The organism is Paenibacillus sp. GXUN7292 (genome assembly GCF_050864975.1).
Taxonomy (GTDB): domain Bacteria; phylum Bacillota; class Bacilli; order Paenibacillales; family Paenibacillaceae; genus Pristimantibacillus.
In genome coordinates, this window is the sequence record NZ_JBOZWO010000008.1 from 143011 (window position 1) to 163549 (window position 20539).

The following is a 20539-nucleotide window of genomic DNA, read 5'->3' on the forward strand; positions in this document are numbered from 1 at the left end:
TATATTTTTCAGTTTTTTTTCAGAATGTTTGTAATAAGATAGGTTGGATAGTGTCTTGGATGGAAAATAGGCATATATAATTAAAATGCAACAAACCCCGAAGTATACTTTAACGACAAATGGAGTGATATAGGCAGATTAAATAGATAGTTAGCGATAATGTTGCTATTAAAATTATGTGTAGGAAGAAGAGGACATCATGCGAAAATATGCAAAAATATTTTGGATTTGTTTATTAGCCGTTGCTTTGCAGCTCGGTTCTATTTCTGCTGTACTCGTTTCATATGCGGCAGGCAATGATGTGACGGGTCAAGTATTAACAGACTTTATTACAGAAGTAGACTTAAAGGAAAAGACCGGCGTTCTAGGCAATCCACTGGGAAATACTCTTTTTGGTCAAACAGAAATTGATAAAAATATTGAATTTTGGCTTTATTATGAGTTTCATTTGCCTAATGATCATACCATTGAAGCAGATGACTACATCATTTTTGACGTACCTGCAGCAATATCATTGCCGCCTAGTACAGGCACTCCTTTTGAATACTTAAGAACAGAAGATGGCGATGTAATTGCTAATGCTTATATCGAGCCAGGCAATAAAATTAAAGTTGTATTTACCGCGGGTGTGACGGAAGAATCCAACGTAGGCGGAGCATTTTTCCTTGCTGGCGGATTCAATCAAAGCGAGATTAATACAAACGGAGATTCGACAGATATCCAATTTACAGATCCAAGCAAAACGATTACATTAACATTTGAAAAAGATTTTGTTCCGCCACCGCCTCCTGTAACGGTTCAAAAGAGTGGTGCGCTCGTTAACGGTACGGACATTAAGTGGACAATTGTTGTTAATAGTGAAAATGTAGCGGTGGAGAATGCAACGCTAATAGATGCAATTCCAGCTAGTCAAGTACTTGATCAGTCTACTATTACACTTAATAATGTTGCTCTTGCAAGCGGCGATTTCACGGTTAGCGGTAATACATTGAGTATCCCTCTAGGCGATATCGATTCTCAGCAAACGATTAGCTTTGTTACAAATCTGGATCCGGCTGCTCTTGCAGCTGCGCTGGAAGAGGGAAAAACCTCCATTAACGTAACAAATAATGCACATCTAACACATGACGGAGATAAAACTACGAATGCGGATAACCCGGCAACCGTTCCAATCCCAATCAATATATTAAGCAAGTCGGGTTCGAAATTATCTCCAACTACAGCAAACAACACGAAAAATATTAAATGGACGATTGTCGTCAATGAGGACGGCTTGCAGTTCAACGATGCTGTAATTAAGGACAAGCTGCCAGCGGGACTAACTTTTGTTGCGGGCTCTGCAATAGTAACTGGTGCTTCCACTGTAGCACCTGTAATATCTGGATCCAATATTACGTTTAATCTTGGCAATATTACGGATAAGGTTACGATCACATATGAGACCGAAATTGCTCCAGACTTCTTCCAGAAAAATGGATACTACGACTTCAAGAACGAAGCTGAGCTTTCATGGGCTGGCCTAGCTGCAGGTGCTGGTGTTGTCAACAAAGGGTCTGTCGGAGTAGGAAGCAACCTGTTTACAAAAAGCGGCACAGGCTATAACCGCGCAAACGGCGTTATATCATGGTCCATTTCAATTAATAATGAAAATATTAAATTGGCTGCCCCAACCATTTCCGACGTGATTCCTTCAAGTCAGCAATATATTGCAGGATCAGCAAAAATTGTCGACGCAAACGGAAATGTTTATTCGGGCGGTGTTTTCAGCTACAATAGCAGCACCGAAACACTAACGTATACATTTAACTCAGATATTAACTCAAAATATACGATTACGTTTGATACTAAGCCGGTAAGTACAGATGATATAACAGCTAACGGAAGCGGCAGCTATTCAAACACAGCTACCTTTACGAGCGGTGCTATAAGTTTTAACTCAACGGGCACACAGTCCTATTCAAGCAATGTGCTTCAAAAACAAAATGCCGGCTATAATGCTGGTGATCGTTATATTAAATGGAAGCTAGTTGTTAATGAAAATGGGTCATTCGCTACACCAGTTAATCCGGGAGCATTGAATCCATCGCTGTATAATCCTATTACATTGAAAAATGTGAAAATTGTGGATGATCTGCCTGCGGGTCTGAATTTCGTTTCTGACCCTTCTAAATTAATTGTAAAAGATAAGTCGGGCAATCCTGTCAATGGCCTTGTAACAGCAACTGAAACTACAGATGCTAGCGGGAAAAAAGTAACATTTCAATTCAATCAAGGCATAACTGAGATGTACACGATTGAATTTTTCACTGAAATTGCAGATTTGACCAAATTTACGGAGCAAAGTGGCAATTTCAATAATGGCAGCTTTGATATTACGAATAAAGCTACATTAACACATAATGAATCTAACAAAAGCAATGTCCAAACAGCGACTGAGACGATCAAAAACCATATCGTAAGCAAAAAAGGCGTTGTTCCTGTGAGAGCGTTGGACAGCCGTTATATCGATTGGATCGTTTATATTAACTCCAATGCTGTTGACTTGAATCAGCTGTTGGGCGTCAAGGAGTTTTGGCTGATTGATATTCTGAAGCCGGGATTGGAACTGGATACATCAAGTGTTACGTTGACGAAATACGCTGGTCCTATTCAAGTTCCAAATTCGATTCCAGCAGATTTGAATGATGGTTTGGGCGCGGGCACGAATGTTCCTCTTGATGGCTCGAATATCAAGTACGATTCTACAACGAATGAGTTTAGATTTGATTTCCCTTACAATGAGGCAGATGACCAGGATTCCATTAAACATGCTTATAAGCTTTCCTTCCGTACGTACACAACCGAAAATGTGGCTAATGGAACTTCATTCACTAACAGCATTAACTTATTCGGAACCAATGCGTCAGGAGAAAAAGTAGAAATTAGCGATGCTTATAAATCCAATGATTCGAAAACCGTTTCCTTCTTTGAATCAGGAAGTATTGCTTATGGCAATCTAGGTACTATAACTGTAAACAAAGTAGATCTGGATACACCGAGCAAGGCGTTGTCCGGTGCGAAGTTTGCTTTATATGACCGTTATGGCAATAAAGTTCAAGAAACCACTACCGTAGACGGTAAGATTGAATTCAAGCGGATTAAGCTGGACTTGCCTTATTACGTTAAAGAAGAGGAAGCTCCGGTAGGCTACCTGATAAGCGGCGATGTGTCTATTGACGATACTCCTGTGATATTAACAACGGCTGCAGACGTAGCGGCGAACACCGCTGCAGTAGCAGGTGCCGCTAAAGTAGAGCTGAAAAGCGCGCAAAACCAGAAGTCATTGGATATAACATTTAAAAACCAAGTGATTAATGCAGATATCCGTTTTGAGAAGAAAAATGAAAACAATGGTCCGCTTCAAGGCGCGGTGTTCGGTTTATTTGCTCGCGGCGCAGCTGCTGACTCTGCACCAATAACGACAGCAACAAGCTCTGCAACAGGTGAGGTATTGTTCGCAGATGTGCCGTACGGGCAGTACGATATTCGTGAAGTGACGGCACCATCAGGTTATCGCACACTTACAGGCGTTGTTCATGCTGTAGAGGTTACTGCTGCCGATCACGAAACTACGCTCCAGCTTTCTGCAGTGACTAATGCATTGATTAAAGCAAATATTAAATTTGTTAAGAAGGACAATGCGGGCAATGAACTGGAAGGTGTAGAATTTACACTGTTTAACAGCAGCAATCAATCTGTAGCCGTATCGGAATCTGACGAAGATGGAATCGTGGAATTCCAAAATATTTTGGCTGGCACTTATACGATTCGTGAAACGAATACGCCATTCGGCTATGTGCCGCTTACCGGCAATGTTCATACAGTAACAGTCGCTGAAGCGCAGCATGGAACTACCATTCCACTTGCCGATGTCACGAACACACGGATTCAATCGAGCATTGAATTCATTAAAAACAACGAGAATGGCGCTCCATTAGCTGGCGCAACTTTCGGACTGTATGATGGTCAAGATGCTCTTGTTCAATCGAAAACAAGTCAATCTGACGGTAAAGTAACCTTTACAAACATTGGTGAAGGCAGCTACACGATAAAAGAAATTTCACCGCCTCATGGCTATGTTCCTATTACAGGTGTTGTTCACAGCGTGACGGTTACAGCTGGTGATCACAACGATACGATTACGCTTGGCTCTGTTGCTAACACACTTATTAAAGCTAGCATTGCGTTCGAGAAGCAAAATGAAAACAATGGTCCGCTTCAAGGCGCGGTATTCGGGTTGTTTGAACGAGGTGCAGCTGCAGGCTCTACACCAGTAACTACAGCAACAAGTTCTGCAACGGGAGAGGTATTGTTCGAAGATGTGTCATACGGGCAGTACGATATTCGTGAAATAACGGCTCCATTCGGATATCGCACACTTACAGGCGTTGTTCATGCTGTAGAGGTTACTGCTGCCGATCATGGGACAACCATGCAGCTTGGTAACGTTTCGAACGAGTTGATCAAAGCAAATATTAAATTCGTTAAGCTGGACAATTCAGGCAATGAATTGAAAGGTGCAGAGTTTACACTGTTTAACGGCAGTGATCAAGCTGTAGCCGTTTCAGAATCTGACGAAGATGGAATCGTGGAATTCATTGATGTTTTGGCTGGTACTTATACGATTCGTGAAACAAAAACTCCATTTGGATATTTGCCGCTTACTGGAGATATTGGAACGGTAACCGTTGAGGAAGCGCAGCATGGAACTACGATTTCGCTTGCCGACGTCACGAACACACTGATTCAATCGAGCATTGAATTCATTAAAAACAACGAGAATAGCGCTCCATTAGCTGGCGCAACATTCGGACTGTACGATGGTCAAGATGCTCTTGTTCAATCGAAAACAAGTCTATCTGACGGTAAAGTAACCTTTACGAACATTGGAGAAGGCAGCTACACGATAAAAGAAATTTCACCGCCTTATGGCTATGTTCCTATTACTGGTGTCGTTCATAGCGTGACGGTTAAAGCTGGTGATCACAACAATACAATTACGCTTGGTACTGTTGCTAACACACTTATTGAAGCTAACATTGAGTTCGTGAAAATAGGTAATAAAGGGCAAGGACTAGCGGGTGCAGAGTTTGTGTTGTTGGATGAAAACGAGGATGTTGTACAAACGGTAACAAGCGGCACCGATGGCAAAGTTACATTTACTGATGTACGCGAAGGTGAATATGTTATTCGTGAGAAAACACCTCCAATCGGCTATAATCCTTTAACAACTGACGTTGCGACGGTAGATATTAATGCACTAGTTCATAATACTACTGTAACTCTGCCAAATGTAACGAACCAGATCATTAAAGGAGATGTCGAGTTCGTCAAGGTCGCTAAACATTCAGGCAATCCGTTGAAGAACGCGCGTTTCGCATTATATGCGGCAGACGACACAACATTGGATTATGAAATTGCAACAGCAACTTCTGATAATGATGGTATTGTTCGTTTTGAAGATGTAGAGTATGGAGATTATACGATTATTGAAGTAGCACCTCCTAGCGGCTACTATCTGTCAAAAGACAAGCTATCTGTTTCTGTGACAGAAGAAGGAAAAACTTATCAGCTTGGAAACTTCGAGAACCAATACATTCCGGTTATGCTTATCGAAGGAGCAATCGAAGTTAAGAAGGTCAACATACTAGACAAGCCGCTTGCGGGTGCGAAATTTGCGCTTTATGACGCATTTGGCAAACTCGTTGCGGAAGCAGTGAGCAACAGCTCCGGTATTGCCCGTTTCGCTCCAGTGATCCAAGGCGTTTACACAGTTGAAGAGGTTGAAGCTCCTAAAAACTATGTGAAATCTGATCAAGTGGAGAAAGTAACAATTGCAGCTAATCAAAACGACATAAAGCTGACGTTTGTCAATGAACGCAGCAGTGACGCTCCTTGGCCGAGCGTAACTGTTCAAAAGGTTGATGATGCAGGCGCAGCAATTGCTGGTGTTGAATTTGCATTGTACAAAGCGGCAGATACTGCATTTGCAGCACCGATTGCAAATAGCATAACGGATGCTAAAGGTGTTGCAGCATTTACCAATGTTGTTCCTGGCAGCTATGTTGTCAAAGAATTGAAAGCACTTGAAGGCTACATTCTATCGCATGTTACTCTGCCTATAACAGTAACTGAGGATTCGCAGACGTTTAATGCGGGGACTGTAGAAAATCGTGTTATTCGCGGCGACATTGTTGTTACAAAAGTTAATGAGCTCAATCAACCGCTGGAAGGCGCGGAGTTTGGTTTATATGACAAAAACAATAAATTAGTTACAGTCGCAGTAAGCGACAGCAAAGGTATCGCAAGCTTCGAAAATATTCCATACGGTTCTTACCAATTGAAAGAGCTGTCGGCACCTGTGTCTTATAAGAAATCGGACGAAGTCATTGCTATTAATATTACAGTTGATGGTGAAGTTAAAGCCTACACGATTGTAAATAAAAAAGCTGATGATGAAGATACAGAAGGTGAAAATGGCGGAAAACCAGGAAAACCTACGGATCCATCAGAAAATACTGATCCGAATTCAGGAACAGGCACCCCTGGAACTGGTTCAACAGACAACGGCACTAATAATGGTTCAGGCAACGGGGCCCAAGAGGAAACGGGCAGCGTTAACAGCGGACCAAATCAAAGCAATAAGCTGCCAAAGACAGGAGATTCGATCTCTACAATGGTTTGGCTGTTTATTGGCAGCGGACTGCTTCTTCTTACTATAACGCTGGTTGGAAGAAGAAGAGCTCATAAACAATAAGGTTCTTTCTGATCGAATGCGTATATTCCTCAAGGAATGTACGCATTCTTTTTTGAAAACATAAGAAAGTATAAGGTTTTCATTTATAATAAGATTAAAATAGTACGAGAAACTTAAGTTGAGGGATATGATGGCGAAATCAATAAAGAGAGTTGTGCTAATTGTGCTTATCGGCGTTTTTTTGTACAGCGGTTATCAATTAGCACAATATTTATATGACGGCTACAAAAGCAGCAACTTGAATGATCGCATAAGAGAACAGTATGAGGCTGCTCAGAAATTAAAGGACAACTCGCAAAATGCCGGGCACCAGATAGAGCAGGAAGCTTTAACGGAGGAGCAGCTGAAGCAAATCTATCAGGAACGATTCGCCCCTTTGCTGGAGATCAATTCTGATGTTGTCGGCTGGATCAGCATTGACAATACGGGCATTGATTATCCTGTAGTAAAATCTAACGATAATGACTATTACCTCAATCATAATGTTGAGAAGAAGCGCTCTGCACGCGGTTCGATTTTTATGGACTATCGAAATGCGGATTTGAATGATGATCTTCATACTGTGATTTACGGCCACTACATGAAGGATGGCAGTATGTTTGGAGAGTTATCCAAGTATAAGGACGCTGCGTACTATCAGGGGCATGACAGAATCATTTTTGAAGGAATTGAAGAGCCAGCGGAGTATCAAATTTTTTCCGTGTATATATACTCACCTGAGGACCAGTTTTTTGAATATGAATTTGCAGATGAGCAGCAGTATCATGCCTATTTGGACAAAATAACAAAAAAATCCCGGTATGATACGGGGATTACAGTGACGCCGGATGATCAACTGCTTACACTTGTTACCTGTACGTATGAAGTTACAGATGCCAGATTAATTATTCATGCGAAAAGAGTGGATTGATCAATAATCAAGGGATAGGGTCATAAAGGATGCTTGGAAATGAATGAAGGCATGCTGTCAGTAACATGACGTCATGCCTTTTCGATTATCTGAGGTTAATAATTCACTGGTGCTGCTTTCGATACTGCAATGGCGACAATCCCATCTTCAGCTTGAAGAAGCTGCCGAAGTGAAACATATCGTTAAAGCCAAGCAGTAATGCGATATGCTCGATGGGAAGATTGGACTCTTTTAGGAGCGAACAGCCACGATCCAGGCGAAGTTTCATAATGTAAGCATAGGGTGAAGTGCCGGTCATTTGTTTAAACAGCTTGCTGTAATATGTCCGCTCTAGACCGACATAATTGGCAACGTCTGATATAGAGATCTTTTTATCGTAATGCTCTTGCATAAATTGCTTAGACGTTATGATCCTCGCGTCAGGCAAATGCTCATTTTCCTGATCATTAACGTACTCCATATCGCGCCCATACTCTGCGAGTAAAATTTGTAGCATACCGGATTTGAACAACATATCCGGCCGCGGATGATGAGCTTCGTAATTGAGAAGTTCATCGTAAAGAAAGCTTAGCCGATGAGGGTTGCTGTGGACGATAACTGGTTTTTCTTGACGAATGCCGCAATCCTTCATAATTCGGTCGCAACGACTGCCCGTGACTCCTATCCACTTATAGGCCCAGGGGTTGCTAGTATCAGCTTCGTAAACGGTGAACGTGTTGGGAAAAAGAACAAAAGAACTGCCGGCTTCAAGCTCGATATCGAACCCATTGGCCTGATAACGGCCGCGCCCCGACTCGATATAAACAATTAAATAATGGTCGCGTACTCCGGGCCATCGCTGCCCCGGAGCACACTGCTCTTTCCCATAGTAGCTTAGGTAGATTTCCTGCTGATTATCCGGAAGCAAATAGGTTGGCTGATCGAATGACATTGTCGTACATCCTCCCAATCACACAAATTTGAATATTTATGCCACACTTCAACATTCGGAATACTTAACTGCTATGTTACTATATTCACGAATTTGAATAAAGGAGGCAACGTAATGCAGGTGCAAATCGGTAAGCATCAATTGGAGATGGGAGGCCCTTATTTGACAGAGCTGCGTGATTCAAGTGATATTCGAAAGGATACAGCAGCGCTGAGGGAGAGGATGAAGGAGGATGGGTATTTGTTTATCCGCGGCTTCCATTCCCGAGACCGGATTATGGCGGCAAGAGAGGAAATTTTGAGCATGAATACGGCTGCGAAGAAGCCGAGAGACGTGTATGACGATTGTCCGGCTTTTCTTAATGTAGTCAATCATCCCGATGTTATGGGCTTTTTCTCAGAGTTGTTGGGAGGCGAAGCTATGACCTATGACTACAAGTGGCTTCGTCAAATCGCAAAGGGCGACAGTACCGGCGCGCATTATGACATCGTATATATGGGACGCGGCACTCCAAACGTGCTCACGCTGTGGACGCCGTTCGGCGACAATCCGATCGAATTGGGAACACTTGCGATTCTTCAAGGGTCGCATAAGTGGGACAGATTCAAAGAGACATATGGCAAATCTGACTCCGATCGGGATGGGATCGGCTGGTTTACGAACGATCCGATCGAACTGATAGAGAAATTTGGAGGACAGTGGGCAACTGCGGACTTTCGCGCGGGAGATGCGATTATGTTCGGAATGTACACTATGCACGCATCCACCGTAAATATGACGGATCAAATACGAATCAGCTGTGACACGAGATATCAGCTTGCATCCGATCCTGTAGACGATCGTTGGATTGGAAAAAAGCCTAAGGGCCATCAGATCGAGCAGCCCGAGCGTCATAAAACAATTGAGCAAGCCCGCGAGGAGTGGGGGTTAGCCTGATAGATTACCAGTACTTCAAGGAGTCGTTAGCCTGGCAGCTGTGTTCAGCAAAGCTGCCGGGCTATTTTTATTTACAAGTCCGATAAAAAAGTGCTTGACGAAAACTAATGGTATTAGTTATTATAAAACTAACACCATTAGTTTTACTTGTTTACAATGAGTTTTTTACAAACCTGTTCTTATCATTTATCGGTAAATGCGCCTGTCCAAAGGACGGCGGAGCCGTGTAACCTTATTGGGAGTTGATTCTATTGAGAATAATCCAGCAAAATGAAGTATACCAGCTATCTTTTTTACCTCGTTTTTTTCCGGTTAATTGTTATTTGGTCGAGGAAGACAAGGAACTTACGCTAATAGATGCGGCGCTGCCTTATAGTGCGAAGGCCATTCTGAGGGCTGCTGACCGCATAGGCAAACCGATTACTCGCATCGTGCTGACACATGGACATCAGGATCATGTCGGCGCATTGGACGAATTAAAGCTTTCCTTGCCGAATGCGCTTGTGTATATTTCTGAAAGAGACTCACGTTTGCTGCAAGGGGACCGTTCCCTTGATCCGAAGGAGCTTAATACTCCTATTCGCGGCGGCGTACCGAAAAATATAAAAACAAGAGCGGATCATTTGCTGTATGATGGAGATAGAATAGGGTCTTTACAAGCGATAGCTGCCCCTGGACATACGCCAGGCTCGATGGCTTTTTTGGATACGCGCTCCCATGCCTTAATTGCGGGGGACGCTTTTCAGACAAGAGGCGGCGTTGCAGTATCTGGAGATACACGCCTCGCATTCCCTTTCCCAGCTATGGCTACCTGGAGCAAACATGCCGCTTTAGAGAGCGCGCAAAAATTACTGAAATATAAACCTGCCCTCCTGGCAGCAGGACATGGGCGAATGCTTCAACAACCGACAGACATTATGGAACAAGCAATAGATAGAGCGGAACACACATTATCCAAGTAGAAAAGAGGTTATTCAATGTCACCCAGAGCGGGACTGGATTTATCCATTATTATTGAAGCTGCGGTTGAATTGGCGGACACGCAAGGGCTTCAAGAGGTCACATTAGCCTCTGTAGCCAAAAAATTAGGCGTCCGCTCGCCATCTCTGTATAACCATATCAATGGTCTGCCAGAGCTGCAGGCGAAGCTGGCTGCTTTTGGCATCGAAAAATTGTATGCAGCATTGCATAAAGCAATTGCCAATTACCGCGGAGATGATGCTATCCGTGCAGTGGTTAAATCGTATATATCTTTTGCAAGAGCGAATCCCGGCCTCTACAGTGCAACATTAAAAGCTCCTGATTCAAGCGATATCGAATGGATGAAGGCTTCTGAAAAAGTAGTAGAACTGCTTGTTGAAGTCGTTAAGTATTATGGACTCGACGAGCAGCATGCCTTGCATACTGTCCGCATTTGCCGCAGCATGCTGCATGGCTTTGCTTCATTAGAGCAGTCCGGCGGATTCGGCTTGCCGCTTGATTTGGACGTTACGCTGAAGCTGCTGACGAATACCTTGTTATCTGGCATTCACCATATACAGAAGCAAGAAGATTAATTTAAGCAAAGTCGGATATAGAAGGTGTCGATTATTACGGGCACGATGAATAAGCAAGACTGCAACAGCGGTCGGAATCCCAAACTTGATTGCAGTACCATCCCTTTCTATTGCTTGTTGCCCTATCCGCAATGAATCGCCACCTTCATATAAGAGGTTAGGAGTGAATAAAAATATGAAAGCAGGCAGCAGCAGGCAGCTTTTTTACTTACAAACGACAGCTGAGACGCTGGATGAATTTATAAAGGAAAACTATATTAGCATAGATGTGCCTTGGCTGCAGGAGGATGTGGAGCTTATAAGCTGGGAGCAGCTTTGCTCTATGTTTGCTGAAGCTTCCGTTAGTGAGGAGCTTCGTCTTTTTGTTTACGAGATGAACGATGAGGACTTGATTCTAGCTTCAGACGGGAAGCGCGTTTACTCGGGTGATATGGGCGATTATTACTTTGTTGCCGGTGAGAACCAAGCAGAGCTGCAATCCGTACAGCTGCCTCCGAGACTGCATCGCAGAGGCGTTACATGGCTGCAAGGCATCGACAAAAGCAAGGCGCAACAAAAATTGTTAAAAATGATGCCGGAAAGTGAAACATTAGTCAGGTTAGCACAGTCTGTAACGATAGAAGAAGTGGAGAGTCTAATAATAGAAAAGCCGCAAGCTGATCATTTGATGGAGACTGCCGACAATTCCTTTATTTCTTGCGCTGTAGATGCGGCAACAGTACGCGAGGCGATAGAGGTTTTGAAGCAGGCGCTAAAAAGTGAGGATGCTGAAAGAAGAGAAAGAGCGGCTATAGCGCTTTTGCAATTTGCAAAGCAGTGATTTTGAAAGAGGATGTGATTGGAAAGGCAAGTCGCTTGGAGAACTGATAAATCGTAAGGAGGAATGGTGATTGGTAATGAAAAAAATGAAAAAATTTCGTTTTTTGTTCATGCTTGTCCTTATTTTTTCGTTATGCATAAACGGTAATATTTATCCGGTTGCTAGTGCAGATACAACGACGATAAGTGAGGCTGTGTATAAAGTAATAGAGGAATTCGAGGGTACAGGTTATATAAGCGCCAGAGACCCGATCAATGCAGGAGCTCAATTTGAATATGCCAGCCGCCCAGCGCCAGTCGTGTTTGGCAACCAGTCTGGCAAGCTGAGCTATCAGTTTACAAGCGGAAAACCAGGCAACGCTGCGGCGTATATGAACTTCTGGAATGACAGAAGGCAGACGGAGTTTCTAGAGCTGGAAGGCAAGCCAAGCAAGCTGGGCCTGTGGGTATTTGGGGACGGCAATAACAATCACTGGCTGCGCGCAGAGTTCAATGACGGCAAAGTTTCTGAGCTGACGAAAAGCAATGAGTTTAACTGGATCGGATGGAAGTACGTCGTGTTTGATGTGCCAGTGGAGCTGCTGTTGGACGGTTACACTGATCCGATCAAGCTTCGCCGCATTTATCCGGTTCAGACAAGCGACAGCAACAAAACAGACGGCGTCATTTATTTTGACCGGCTTTCAGCCTTCTATGGGGATACGGGCGGAATATATGGGCTTGATCTATCGGGCCTGACTCCTATGAAAATAGGAGAAACCAGAACAGCGCAAGCGCTGGAAACCCGCGCAGGCTATATGGCGCCGCAACCAGCAACTGTTTCGGTTATTTATGCAAGCAGCAACAGTGAGGTAGCTACTGTATCGAGTGCAGGCCAAGTTACAGCAAAGGCAGCAGGCACAACGACTATTACAGCGGCATACGGCGGATTTACGGCGACCTATGAACTGCAAGTGGGCAATGATACAGCAGCGGTTCAGCAGCTTTCTTTGACTGGACCTAATGAAGCAGCACTTAAAGATACTTTTACTGTTGAATTATATGCAACTTTTCAAGGCAATCCAGCAGCGGTTCGTATTGTAGACGGTGCAGTATTTAAAAGCGACAATACAAAAGTAGCATCCGTAGACAGCAAAGGGACAGTTACTGCTCTTCAAGCGGGCACGACTACTATCCGCGCGACCTACGGCGGTAAAACTGCAGAGCTTAAAATTACAGTAAAAGAGCAGCAAAAGGCGCTTGATAGGCTGCAAATTGTCAATCTTTCTCCGGTCGATATCGGTGCGACTCAAACAGCCAAAGTGATGGCGAAATACACCAATTCCGATCAGCTTGTAGAAATCAAGCAGGGCGTGAAGTTTTCATCCAGCAAGCCAAAGGTTGCAACCGTTGACAGCAGCGGCAGAATTAAAGGCGTTTCAGTAGGGGCTACCGTCATTACGGCAACCTTTGAAGGTAAAACGGCTGTTTATACGATGGTTGTAAATAAAGCTGGGCTAAAGCCGCAAAAGAGGGAATTAAGGGCGGCATGGATCGCGACGGTGGACCGAATCGATTGGCCGAAATCTACAAATCGCGAGCAGCAGAAGCAGGAGTATATTGACATTCTCAATATGCATCAATCCATCGGCATGAATGCAGTTGTCATGCAAATAAAACCGACAGCAGATGCCTTCTATCCTTCCCAATATGCGCCGTGGTCGCATTGGCTTACCGGCAAGCAAGGGCAAAACCCGGGCTATGATCCGCTCGCGTTTATGATCGAGGAGACGCACAAACGGAATATGGAGTTTCACGCGTGGTTCAATCCTTACCGGATCAGTACGACCAATGATTGGAGCAGCTTGTCTGCGGATCATCCGGCACGTAAGCATCCTGATTGGGTGATGGAGTACAAAGGCAAGCTTTATTTTGACCCGGGTAATCCGGAAGTAATAGACTATATTACAAAAACAGTAATGGAAGTTGTCGAAAAATACGATATTGATGCGGTACATTTCGATGATTATTTTTATCCGAATCAATTCGATGGGCCTAACTATCCCGACCAGGCGACCTATGAGAAATATGGCAAGCGCAATTATCCTAACAATATTAATGCTTGGCGCAGAAATAATGTAGATACACTTATTAAAACGGTAAGCACCAAAATTAAAGAAAAGAAAAATTATGTGAAGTTCGGCATCAGCCCGTTCGGCGTATGGCGCAATAAAAGTGTTGATCCCAATGGTTCGAATACTGCCGCTGGACAGCCGAGCTATGATAATCTTCATGCGGACGTTCGCAAATGGGTGACGAACAGCTGGATCGATTATGTGGCACCGCAAATTTATTGGAACTTTGGCTTCGAACCGGCAGCTTACGAAGAGCTTGTCAAATGGTGGAGCGATCTTATTCGAACAAGCAACGCCAAAACACAGCTTTACATTGGCCATGCCGACTATAAAGCATTTGAAAATGAAAATTTCACAGATCCATATGAAATTGCCAACCAATTGAAGTTCAATTTGAACTATAGCGATGTCAAAGGCAGTATTCATTTTACGACTCGCGACTTAATAAATAAGCCTCAGCTTCGACAAATGATTAAAGATGCTTATCGCTATCCGGCGCTAGTGCCAACGATGTCTTGGCTTGGCGGCAAAGCCTCCGAGAAAGCGGGCGTTTCAAGCATGTCTGCCATGCAGCAGGCATTTAAGGCGAAAATAAGTTGGACGGATACGGATACTGCATCCACTTATTTTGTTATTTATCGTACGCAGGGCAACCAGGCGATTGATATCAACAACCCGGCTCATATTCTGACTACGGTTCGCAAAAATTCCAATCAGATGGCTTATGTTGATGAACAGACCGTTGTCGGCGAGACGTATAATTACGCAGTTACTGCTGTAAACAGGCTGCATGTTGAGAGCAAGTTAAGCAATACCTCGACTGTAAAAGTGTTAGCAAACCCCGGCGCAGAAGTTTCATCTACGATTCCTTCGGGCAAATCGGGCCTGCTTAGCTTGGAGAATGAGGTAACGGTCAGTGTCCCGACTGGAGCTCTAAGCAAGGAATTTACGCTTAAAATCGCAAAAGTGCTTGATTGGTCTAATATTAGATTCAATAACCGCAAGCTGGTAAGCCAGATTTATGATATTACGAAAAATGTTTCCGGAAGCTTCAAAAAATCTGTTCAAATAAAGATGGCGTACAATACTGCGCAGCTTAATAGCAACGAATATCCGGCGATGTTTTATTATGATGAATCGAAGCGGGATTGGGTCAATATAGGCGGTATAGCAAGTGGTGGATATATAACGGCCGATACGACTCACTTTACAAAGTTTGCTGTATTTGCAGTTGAGAGACCAGTTGTAACTCCTGATCCTTGCAGTGCGGTTGCTTTTACAGATACCGTGACGCACTGGGCCAAAGATCAAATTCGTCAAGCGGTTGTTAAATGTATCGTAACGGGATATTCCGATCAAACCTTCCGGCCTGAGAAGCCGATTACACGCGAAGAGTTTGCCGTAATGCTTGTTCGCGCATTATCGCTTGATAGCAAAGGAAAGCAGCTGACGTTCAAGGACAACAGCAAAATTAGCAACTGGGCATATGCAGAAGTGAAAACTGCTGTAAATGCTGGAATTATTACAGGCTATGCTGACGGAACTTTCCGGCCTCAAGACAGAATCAATCGAGCAGAGGTGACTGCTATGGCAGTCCGAGCTCTGCAGCTAGAGCATAAGCCAGTAGTGCGAACGTCCTTTGCCGACGATGCTTCGATTCCTGCTTGGGCGAAAGAGTATGTTAAAGCTGCAAGCGACAAGAAGATTGTAGAAGGCCGATCGGGCAACAACTTTGCGCCGCTTGCCCAAACGACTCGAGCGGAAGCTGCAGTCATTATGCTGCGTATTTTGGATAAAAAATAATAGTTTCATACTAATCAAAAATCTCAGTACCTTATCGGTGTTGGGATTTTTGCTGTTGTCTGATAGTCAAAAAGCTGCGGTACATGCGGGTTCTTGTCGGAAAATTTTAAGCGGGAAAAGTTCAAAAACAATTGCACTATTTGAATTTATATATTAAATTATTTCGTGGAGGTGAAATAAAGTTTCGAAAGTTTGCGACATTAATTATTTTTATTTCGCAAATATTATTTTTTATAGCCTTTGACAAATTAGCAAGGTCAATAAAAAAAGCTTATAGCAGTATGAGATTGAAGTAGTTTACAAGAGAATAGGAGGAACTATGTTGACGTTATTAACTGTAACTCAAAGAAAAGTTTTATCCTGTTGTTTAGTTTTTGCTCTTATCTCATCTATATTTGTAAGCGGTGCCAATAACGTAGCTCAAGCAGAATCATCGGCGGGACCAAACCTGCTTCCATACAAGGTGTTGGAGGAATTTGAGGGAGATGGGTTTGTTGGTGCAGTTAATCCTATAAAAGCAAAATCACAATTTGCGCATGTGAGCAGGCCAGAACCTGTCGTGTTTGGAAAACAATCTGCTAGACTTAGCTATCAATTTACGAATTCTGAATCTGGAACATCAGCTGCTTATTTGGATTTCTTTAATGACAGTACAATGAAGTCACCACTCAAGCTGGAAGGCAAGCCGACGAAATTTGGTGTTTGGGTGTATGGGGATGGTAATAAGCATTGGCTGCGTGCTCATTTTAATAACCGTGCCAACTATGCAGCGGATCTTACACAAAATAATAAGTTGGACTGGGTGGGATGGAGATATGTGGTGTTTTCTTTGCCAAGTGAATACTTAAAATCTGATTACCCTGAACTAGTTTTAAATAGAATTTATGTAACGCAGCTTTCTGATAGCAGTAAAACGGACGGCATTCTGTATTTTGACCGCTTGACTGCTTTTTACGAAGATACAGACGGGCTTTACGGACTAGATTTGGCAGGTCTTACGCCGATGAAGGTGGGGGAAAGTAAAACCGCACTAGCGCTCGAGACGCGCGAGGGGTATAGCGCGCCTATGCCGGCTACTGAAGGTGTGACATTTACAAGCAGCAATCCTAATGTCGCGATAATTGACTCCGATGGCGTAGTGAGTGCTTTATCTGATGGAACAACTATAGTTACTGCTTCTAAGGGTGTCTTTGAGTCCACCTATGAGCTTGTAGTTAGCAATGAGGACGCTGTTGTTTCACAGTTAACACTGATGGGGCCTAATCAAGTAGAAGTAAAAGATGTATTTTCAACAGAGCTTTTTGCTACATTTGAAGGATCAACTACTCCACTAAAGATTTTTGAAGGTGCAGAGTATAATAGCTCGGATAATGATGTGGCTACAGTAGACTCGAATGGAGTAGTGACGACACATAATATAGGAACAACTACGATAACAGCAGACTACAAAGGGGAAAGGGTTACGCATTCCCTTGAAGTAATTGCTCGCATTCAAAGGTTAGAAAGTATCCAGATTACAGACTTGTCTCCTGTTGATATAGGAGCGAGCAAGAAGGCAAAGGTTCTGGCGAAATATAATATTTTTGATGAGTTACAAGAAATTTCAGAAGGTGTAGTTTTTAAATCTAGTAAGCCTGGGATTGCTACAGTGGATAATAATGGGGTTATTACTGGCATTTCTGTAGGTGCGACTATAATTACAGCACAGCTTGAAGGGAAGTCAGCAATGTATAAGATGGTAGTTAACAAACCTGGACTTATAGCGCCTAAGCGAGAATTAAGAGCGGCTTGGATTGCGACTGTTGAGAAAATAGATTGGCCTAAATCGACGGTATTGGAGCAGCAAAAACAAGAGTACATCGATATTCTTAATATGCATCAAGACATTGGCATGAATGCTGTTATAATGCAGGTGAAGCCTACAGCTGATGCTTTCTACAAGTCTGACCTTGCGCCATGGTCGCACTGGCTGACAGGAACTCAAGGGAAGGATCCGGGCTATGATCCGCTTGCTTTTATGATCGAGGAGACACATAAGCGCAATATGGAGTTTCATGCATGGTTTAATCCGTATCGAATAAGTATGAATACGGATCGCAGCCAGCTAGTTGCTGATCACCCAGCCATCGAGAATCCGGATTGGGTTATCGAATACGGAGGAAAATTATATTTTGATCCAGGTGTTCCAGAGGTAATCGATTATATTACAAATAGTGTGATGGAGGTGGTTAAGAAGTATGATATTGATGCCGTACACTTCGATGACTACTTCTATCCAAATCGATTCGATGGCGAAAACAATCCAGATCAGGCGACTTACGAGAAATATGGAAAATCCAAGTATTCAGATATCAACGAGTGGCGCCGCAACAATGTAGATACATTGATTCAGGGATTAAGTGAAAAGATTAAAGCTGAGAAAAGCTACGTAAAATTTGGTATAAGCCCATTTGGCGTATGGAGAAATAAAAGCGTTGACCCATCAGGCTCCGATACAGCTGCGGGTCAGCCGAGCTATGATAACCTGCATGCTGATATTCGCAAATGGGTAGATGAAGGCTGGATCGACTACGTAACACCGCAAATTTATTGGAATTTCACCTATTCTCCGGCAGCATATGAAGTGCTGGTGAAATGGTGGAGTGATCTAATGAGAGACAATAAGAGTAAAAAGACTCAGCTTTATATTGGCCATGCTGATTATAAAGCAGATGATGTTAATTATCCGGACTTCTCAGACCCTTATGAGATTCCAAATCAATTGAAATTTAATTGGAACTATCCAGAAGTAAAGGGTAGTATGCATTTTACTACTCGCGATTTCAAAAATAAACCAGAGCTTACTCAGAAGATCAAGGATGTTTATCGTTACCCTTCTCTTGTGCCAACTATGTCTTGGCTTGAAGAGGATGCGCCTGCAAAAATAGCATCGTCCAGCATTTCAACTGTGCAGCAGGGCAGCAAGGTTAAGCTAAGCTGGAAGGATGCAGATGATAAGACGACTTACTTTGTTGTTTATCGAACTGTAGGCGACCAGCCGATCAATATGGAAAACCCGGCTCAAATCGCCTCCATTATTCGTAAAAATGCTGAACAAATGTCTTACATCGATGAGCAAACTGTAGTGGGGGAGACTTATAATTACGCCATTACAGCAGTAAACCGTCTGCATTATGAAAGCTTGCTTAGCGACAGCAAATCAATTAAGGTACAGTCCGTGCCAAGTGGAGGCGACGGGGGTGGAGTCATTATTGCACCGCCATCGAGCTCTTCAACAATTGCTGCTGGCTCGGCAGGTTCAGTAAGCCTGGAATCCAATGTGACGGTTGATGTGCCAGCTGGAGCAATGGACGAAGCGTTTATTTTGACTATTACTAAGCTGTTAAATACAGCTAATCTCAACAATGGCAATCATAATATTATAAGCTCGATCTATGAGATTACTAAGAACGTGACAGGCAATTTCAAAAAAACGGTACAGATTAAAATGGCCTATGACCCGGCTAAATTAGCTGACAATGAACGGCCTGCTCTATTCTACTACGATGAGGATAAGCGTGAGTGGGTTTATATTGGAGGCATTGCTCAAGACGGCTTTGTAACGGCAACGGTAGATCATTTCACCAAATTTGCAGTTATTGCAGTTGAGAAAGGAACGGTTGACCCGGGCTGTGAGGCAGCTGTATTTACCGACATCGACATGCACTGGGCGAAGGAGCAGATTAATGCTGCTGTTGCCAAGTGTATCGTGAATGGTTATAGCGATAAAACCTTCCGTCCAGAGAAATCGATCACGCGTGAGGAATTTGCGGTTATGCTCGTTCGCGCTATAGGCCTTAGCGGAGAAGCGGGATCGCTGAACTTTAGCGATAGTGCAAAAATTAGCAGCTGGGCACAGACTGAGGTAGCCTACGCGGTTCAAGCGGGTATTATTACCGGTTACTCCGATGGCACCTTCCGTCCGCAAGCTGAAATCAACCGTGCAGAAGTAACGGCGATGGTCGTTCGTGCCTTGCAGTTAGAGCATAAAGCAGCAGAAAGCACTTCTTTTGCAGATGATGCCAGCATTCCGGCATGGGCGAAGGAATATGTAAATGCTGCGGTAGACAATAAGATCATCGAAGGTCGTTCCGGTAACCGATTTGCGCCGCTTGCACAAACGACACGAGCAGAAGCAGCGGTCATTATGCTGCGGCTGTTGGATCAATTAAAGTAAGTTAATAGCAAGGAAGCCATTTTCGAATTTCGAAAATGGCTTCTTTTTTGCCAATGATAAATTTCTAACGGTTGCCACAAACGCTATTTGTGCTAAAATCACGGATTAAATATTCTAACGGTTGCAGTTACGCTTAATATGGTAAAAACCGCAGATTTTTTCGGAAAATGGTACAATAACGCTTACGGCAACCGTTAAATGTTCAAATTAGCTAAAATAATCGAAATAGCGGCTATGGCAACCGTTAGCGCAATCAAAACAAGAAAGGGAAACGGAGAGCAAGATTGGGAATGGAGAATCTTCCGAGCTAGGATGAAACGAAAGGCAATCAGAGAAAAGTTAACATTTGGAATAAATTTTCTGTTGTTTTTTAATAAGGGCTGTTACTATGCTAAAAGTAAAAAATAACCCCCCGCATGTGTGAAGTTGGCTCCTATGTAAGCGGTGCGGTTCTAAAT

The 20539-nt window shown here is 43.3% G+C and carries 9 protein-coding genes; 8 read left to right on the forward strand and 1 reads right to left on the reverse strand.

Features of this window, described 5'->3' with window-relative positions:
• Nucleotides 1–199: 199 nt before the first annotated feature.
• Both ACRRU2_RS09820 and srtB read left to right on the forward strand, forming a co-directional pair.
• Nucleotides 200–6796 carry a SpaA isopeptide-forming pilin-related protein gene (locus ACRRU2_RS09820; RefSeq protein WP_432501151.1) on the forward strand — a complete coding sequence of 2199 codons (6597 nt, stop codon included), beginning with the start codon at nt 200–202 and terminating at the stop codon, nt 6794–6796.
• A gap of 127 nt (nt 6797–6923) precedes the next feature.
• Nucleotides 6924–7706: a class B sortase gene (gene srtB, locus ACRRU2_RS09825; RefSeq protein WP_432501206.1), complete on the forward strand. Its 783-nt coding sequence runs from the start codon at nt 6924–6926 to the stop codon at nt 7704–7706.
• 103 nt (nt 7707–7809) lie between these two features.
• Here srtB and ACRRU2_RS09830 read toward each other — a convergent pair whose 3' ends face one another.
• A complete protein-coding gene (locus ACRRU2_RS09830; RefSeq protein WP_432501154.1) occupies nt 7810–8637 on the reverse strand; it encodes an AraC family transcriptional regulator in 828 nt (275 codons plus the stop codon).
• Between the two features lie 114 nt (nt 8638–8751).
• Here ACRRU2_RS09830 and ACRRU2_RS09835 point away from each other — a divergent pair, with 114 nt between their 5' ends.
• From ACRRU2_RS09835 to ACRRU2_RS09860, 6 genes are all read left to right on the forward strand, one after another.
• Nucleotides 8752–9573, forward strand: a complete 822-nt coding sequence (locus ACRRU2_RS09835) for a phytanoyl-CoA dioxygenase family protein (RefSeq protein ID WP_432501156.1) — start codon at nt 8752–8754, stop codon at nt 9571–9573.
• A 251-nt stretch (nt 9574–9824) separates the two neighbouring features.
• Entirely contained in the window at nt 9825–10535 is a 711-nt protein-coding gene (locus ACRRU2_RS09840) for an MBL fold metallo-hydrolase (RefSeq protein WP_432501159.1), read from the forward strand.
• A gap of 15 nt (nt 10536–10550) precedes the next feature.
• Nucleotides 10551–11129 carry a TetR/AcrR family transcriptional regulator gene (locus tag ACRRU2_RS09845; RefSeq protein ID WP_432501161.1) on the forward strand — a complete coding sequence of 193 codons (579 nt, stop codon included), beginning with the start codon at nt 10551–10553 and terminating at the stop codon, nt 11127–11129.
• A 163-nt stretch (nt 11130–11292) separates the two neighbouring features.
• Nucleotides 11293–11949: a hypothetical protein gene (locus tag ACRRU2_RS09850; protein ID WP_432501163.1), complete on the forward strand. Its 657-nt coding sequence runs from the start codon at nt 11293–11295 to the stop codon at nt 11947–11949.
• A gap of 76 nt (nt 11950–12025) precedes the next feature.
• The gene (locus ACRRU2_RS09855; protein ID WP_432501208.1) at nt 12026–15865 is read left to right on the forward strand and encodes a family 10 glycosylhydrolase; all 3840 of its coding nucleotides are present in this window, start codon (nt 12026–12028) and stop codon (nt 15863–15865) included.
• 319 nt (nt 15866–16184) lie between these two features.
• Nucleotides 16185–20081, forward strand: a complete 3897-nt coding sequence (locus ACRRU2_RS09860) for a family 10 glycosylhydrolase (protein WP_432501165.1) — start codon at nt 16185–16187, stop codon at nt 20079–20081.
• Nucleotides 20082–20539 lie beyond the last annotated feature (458 nt).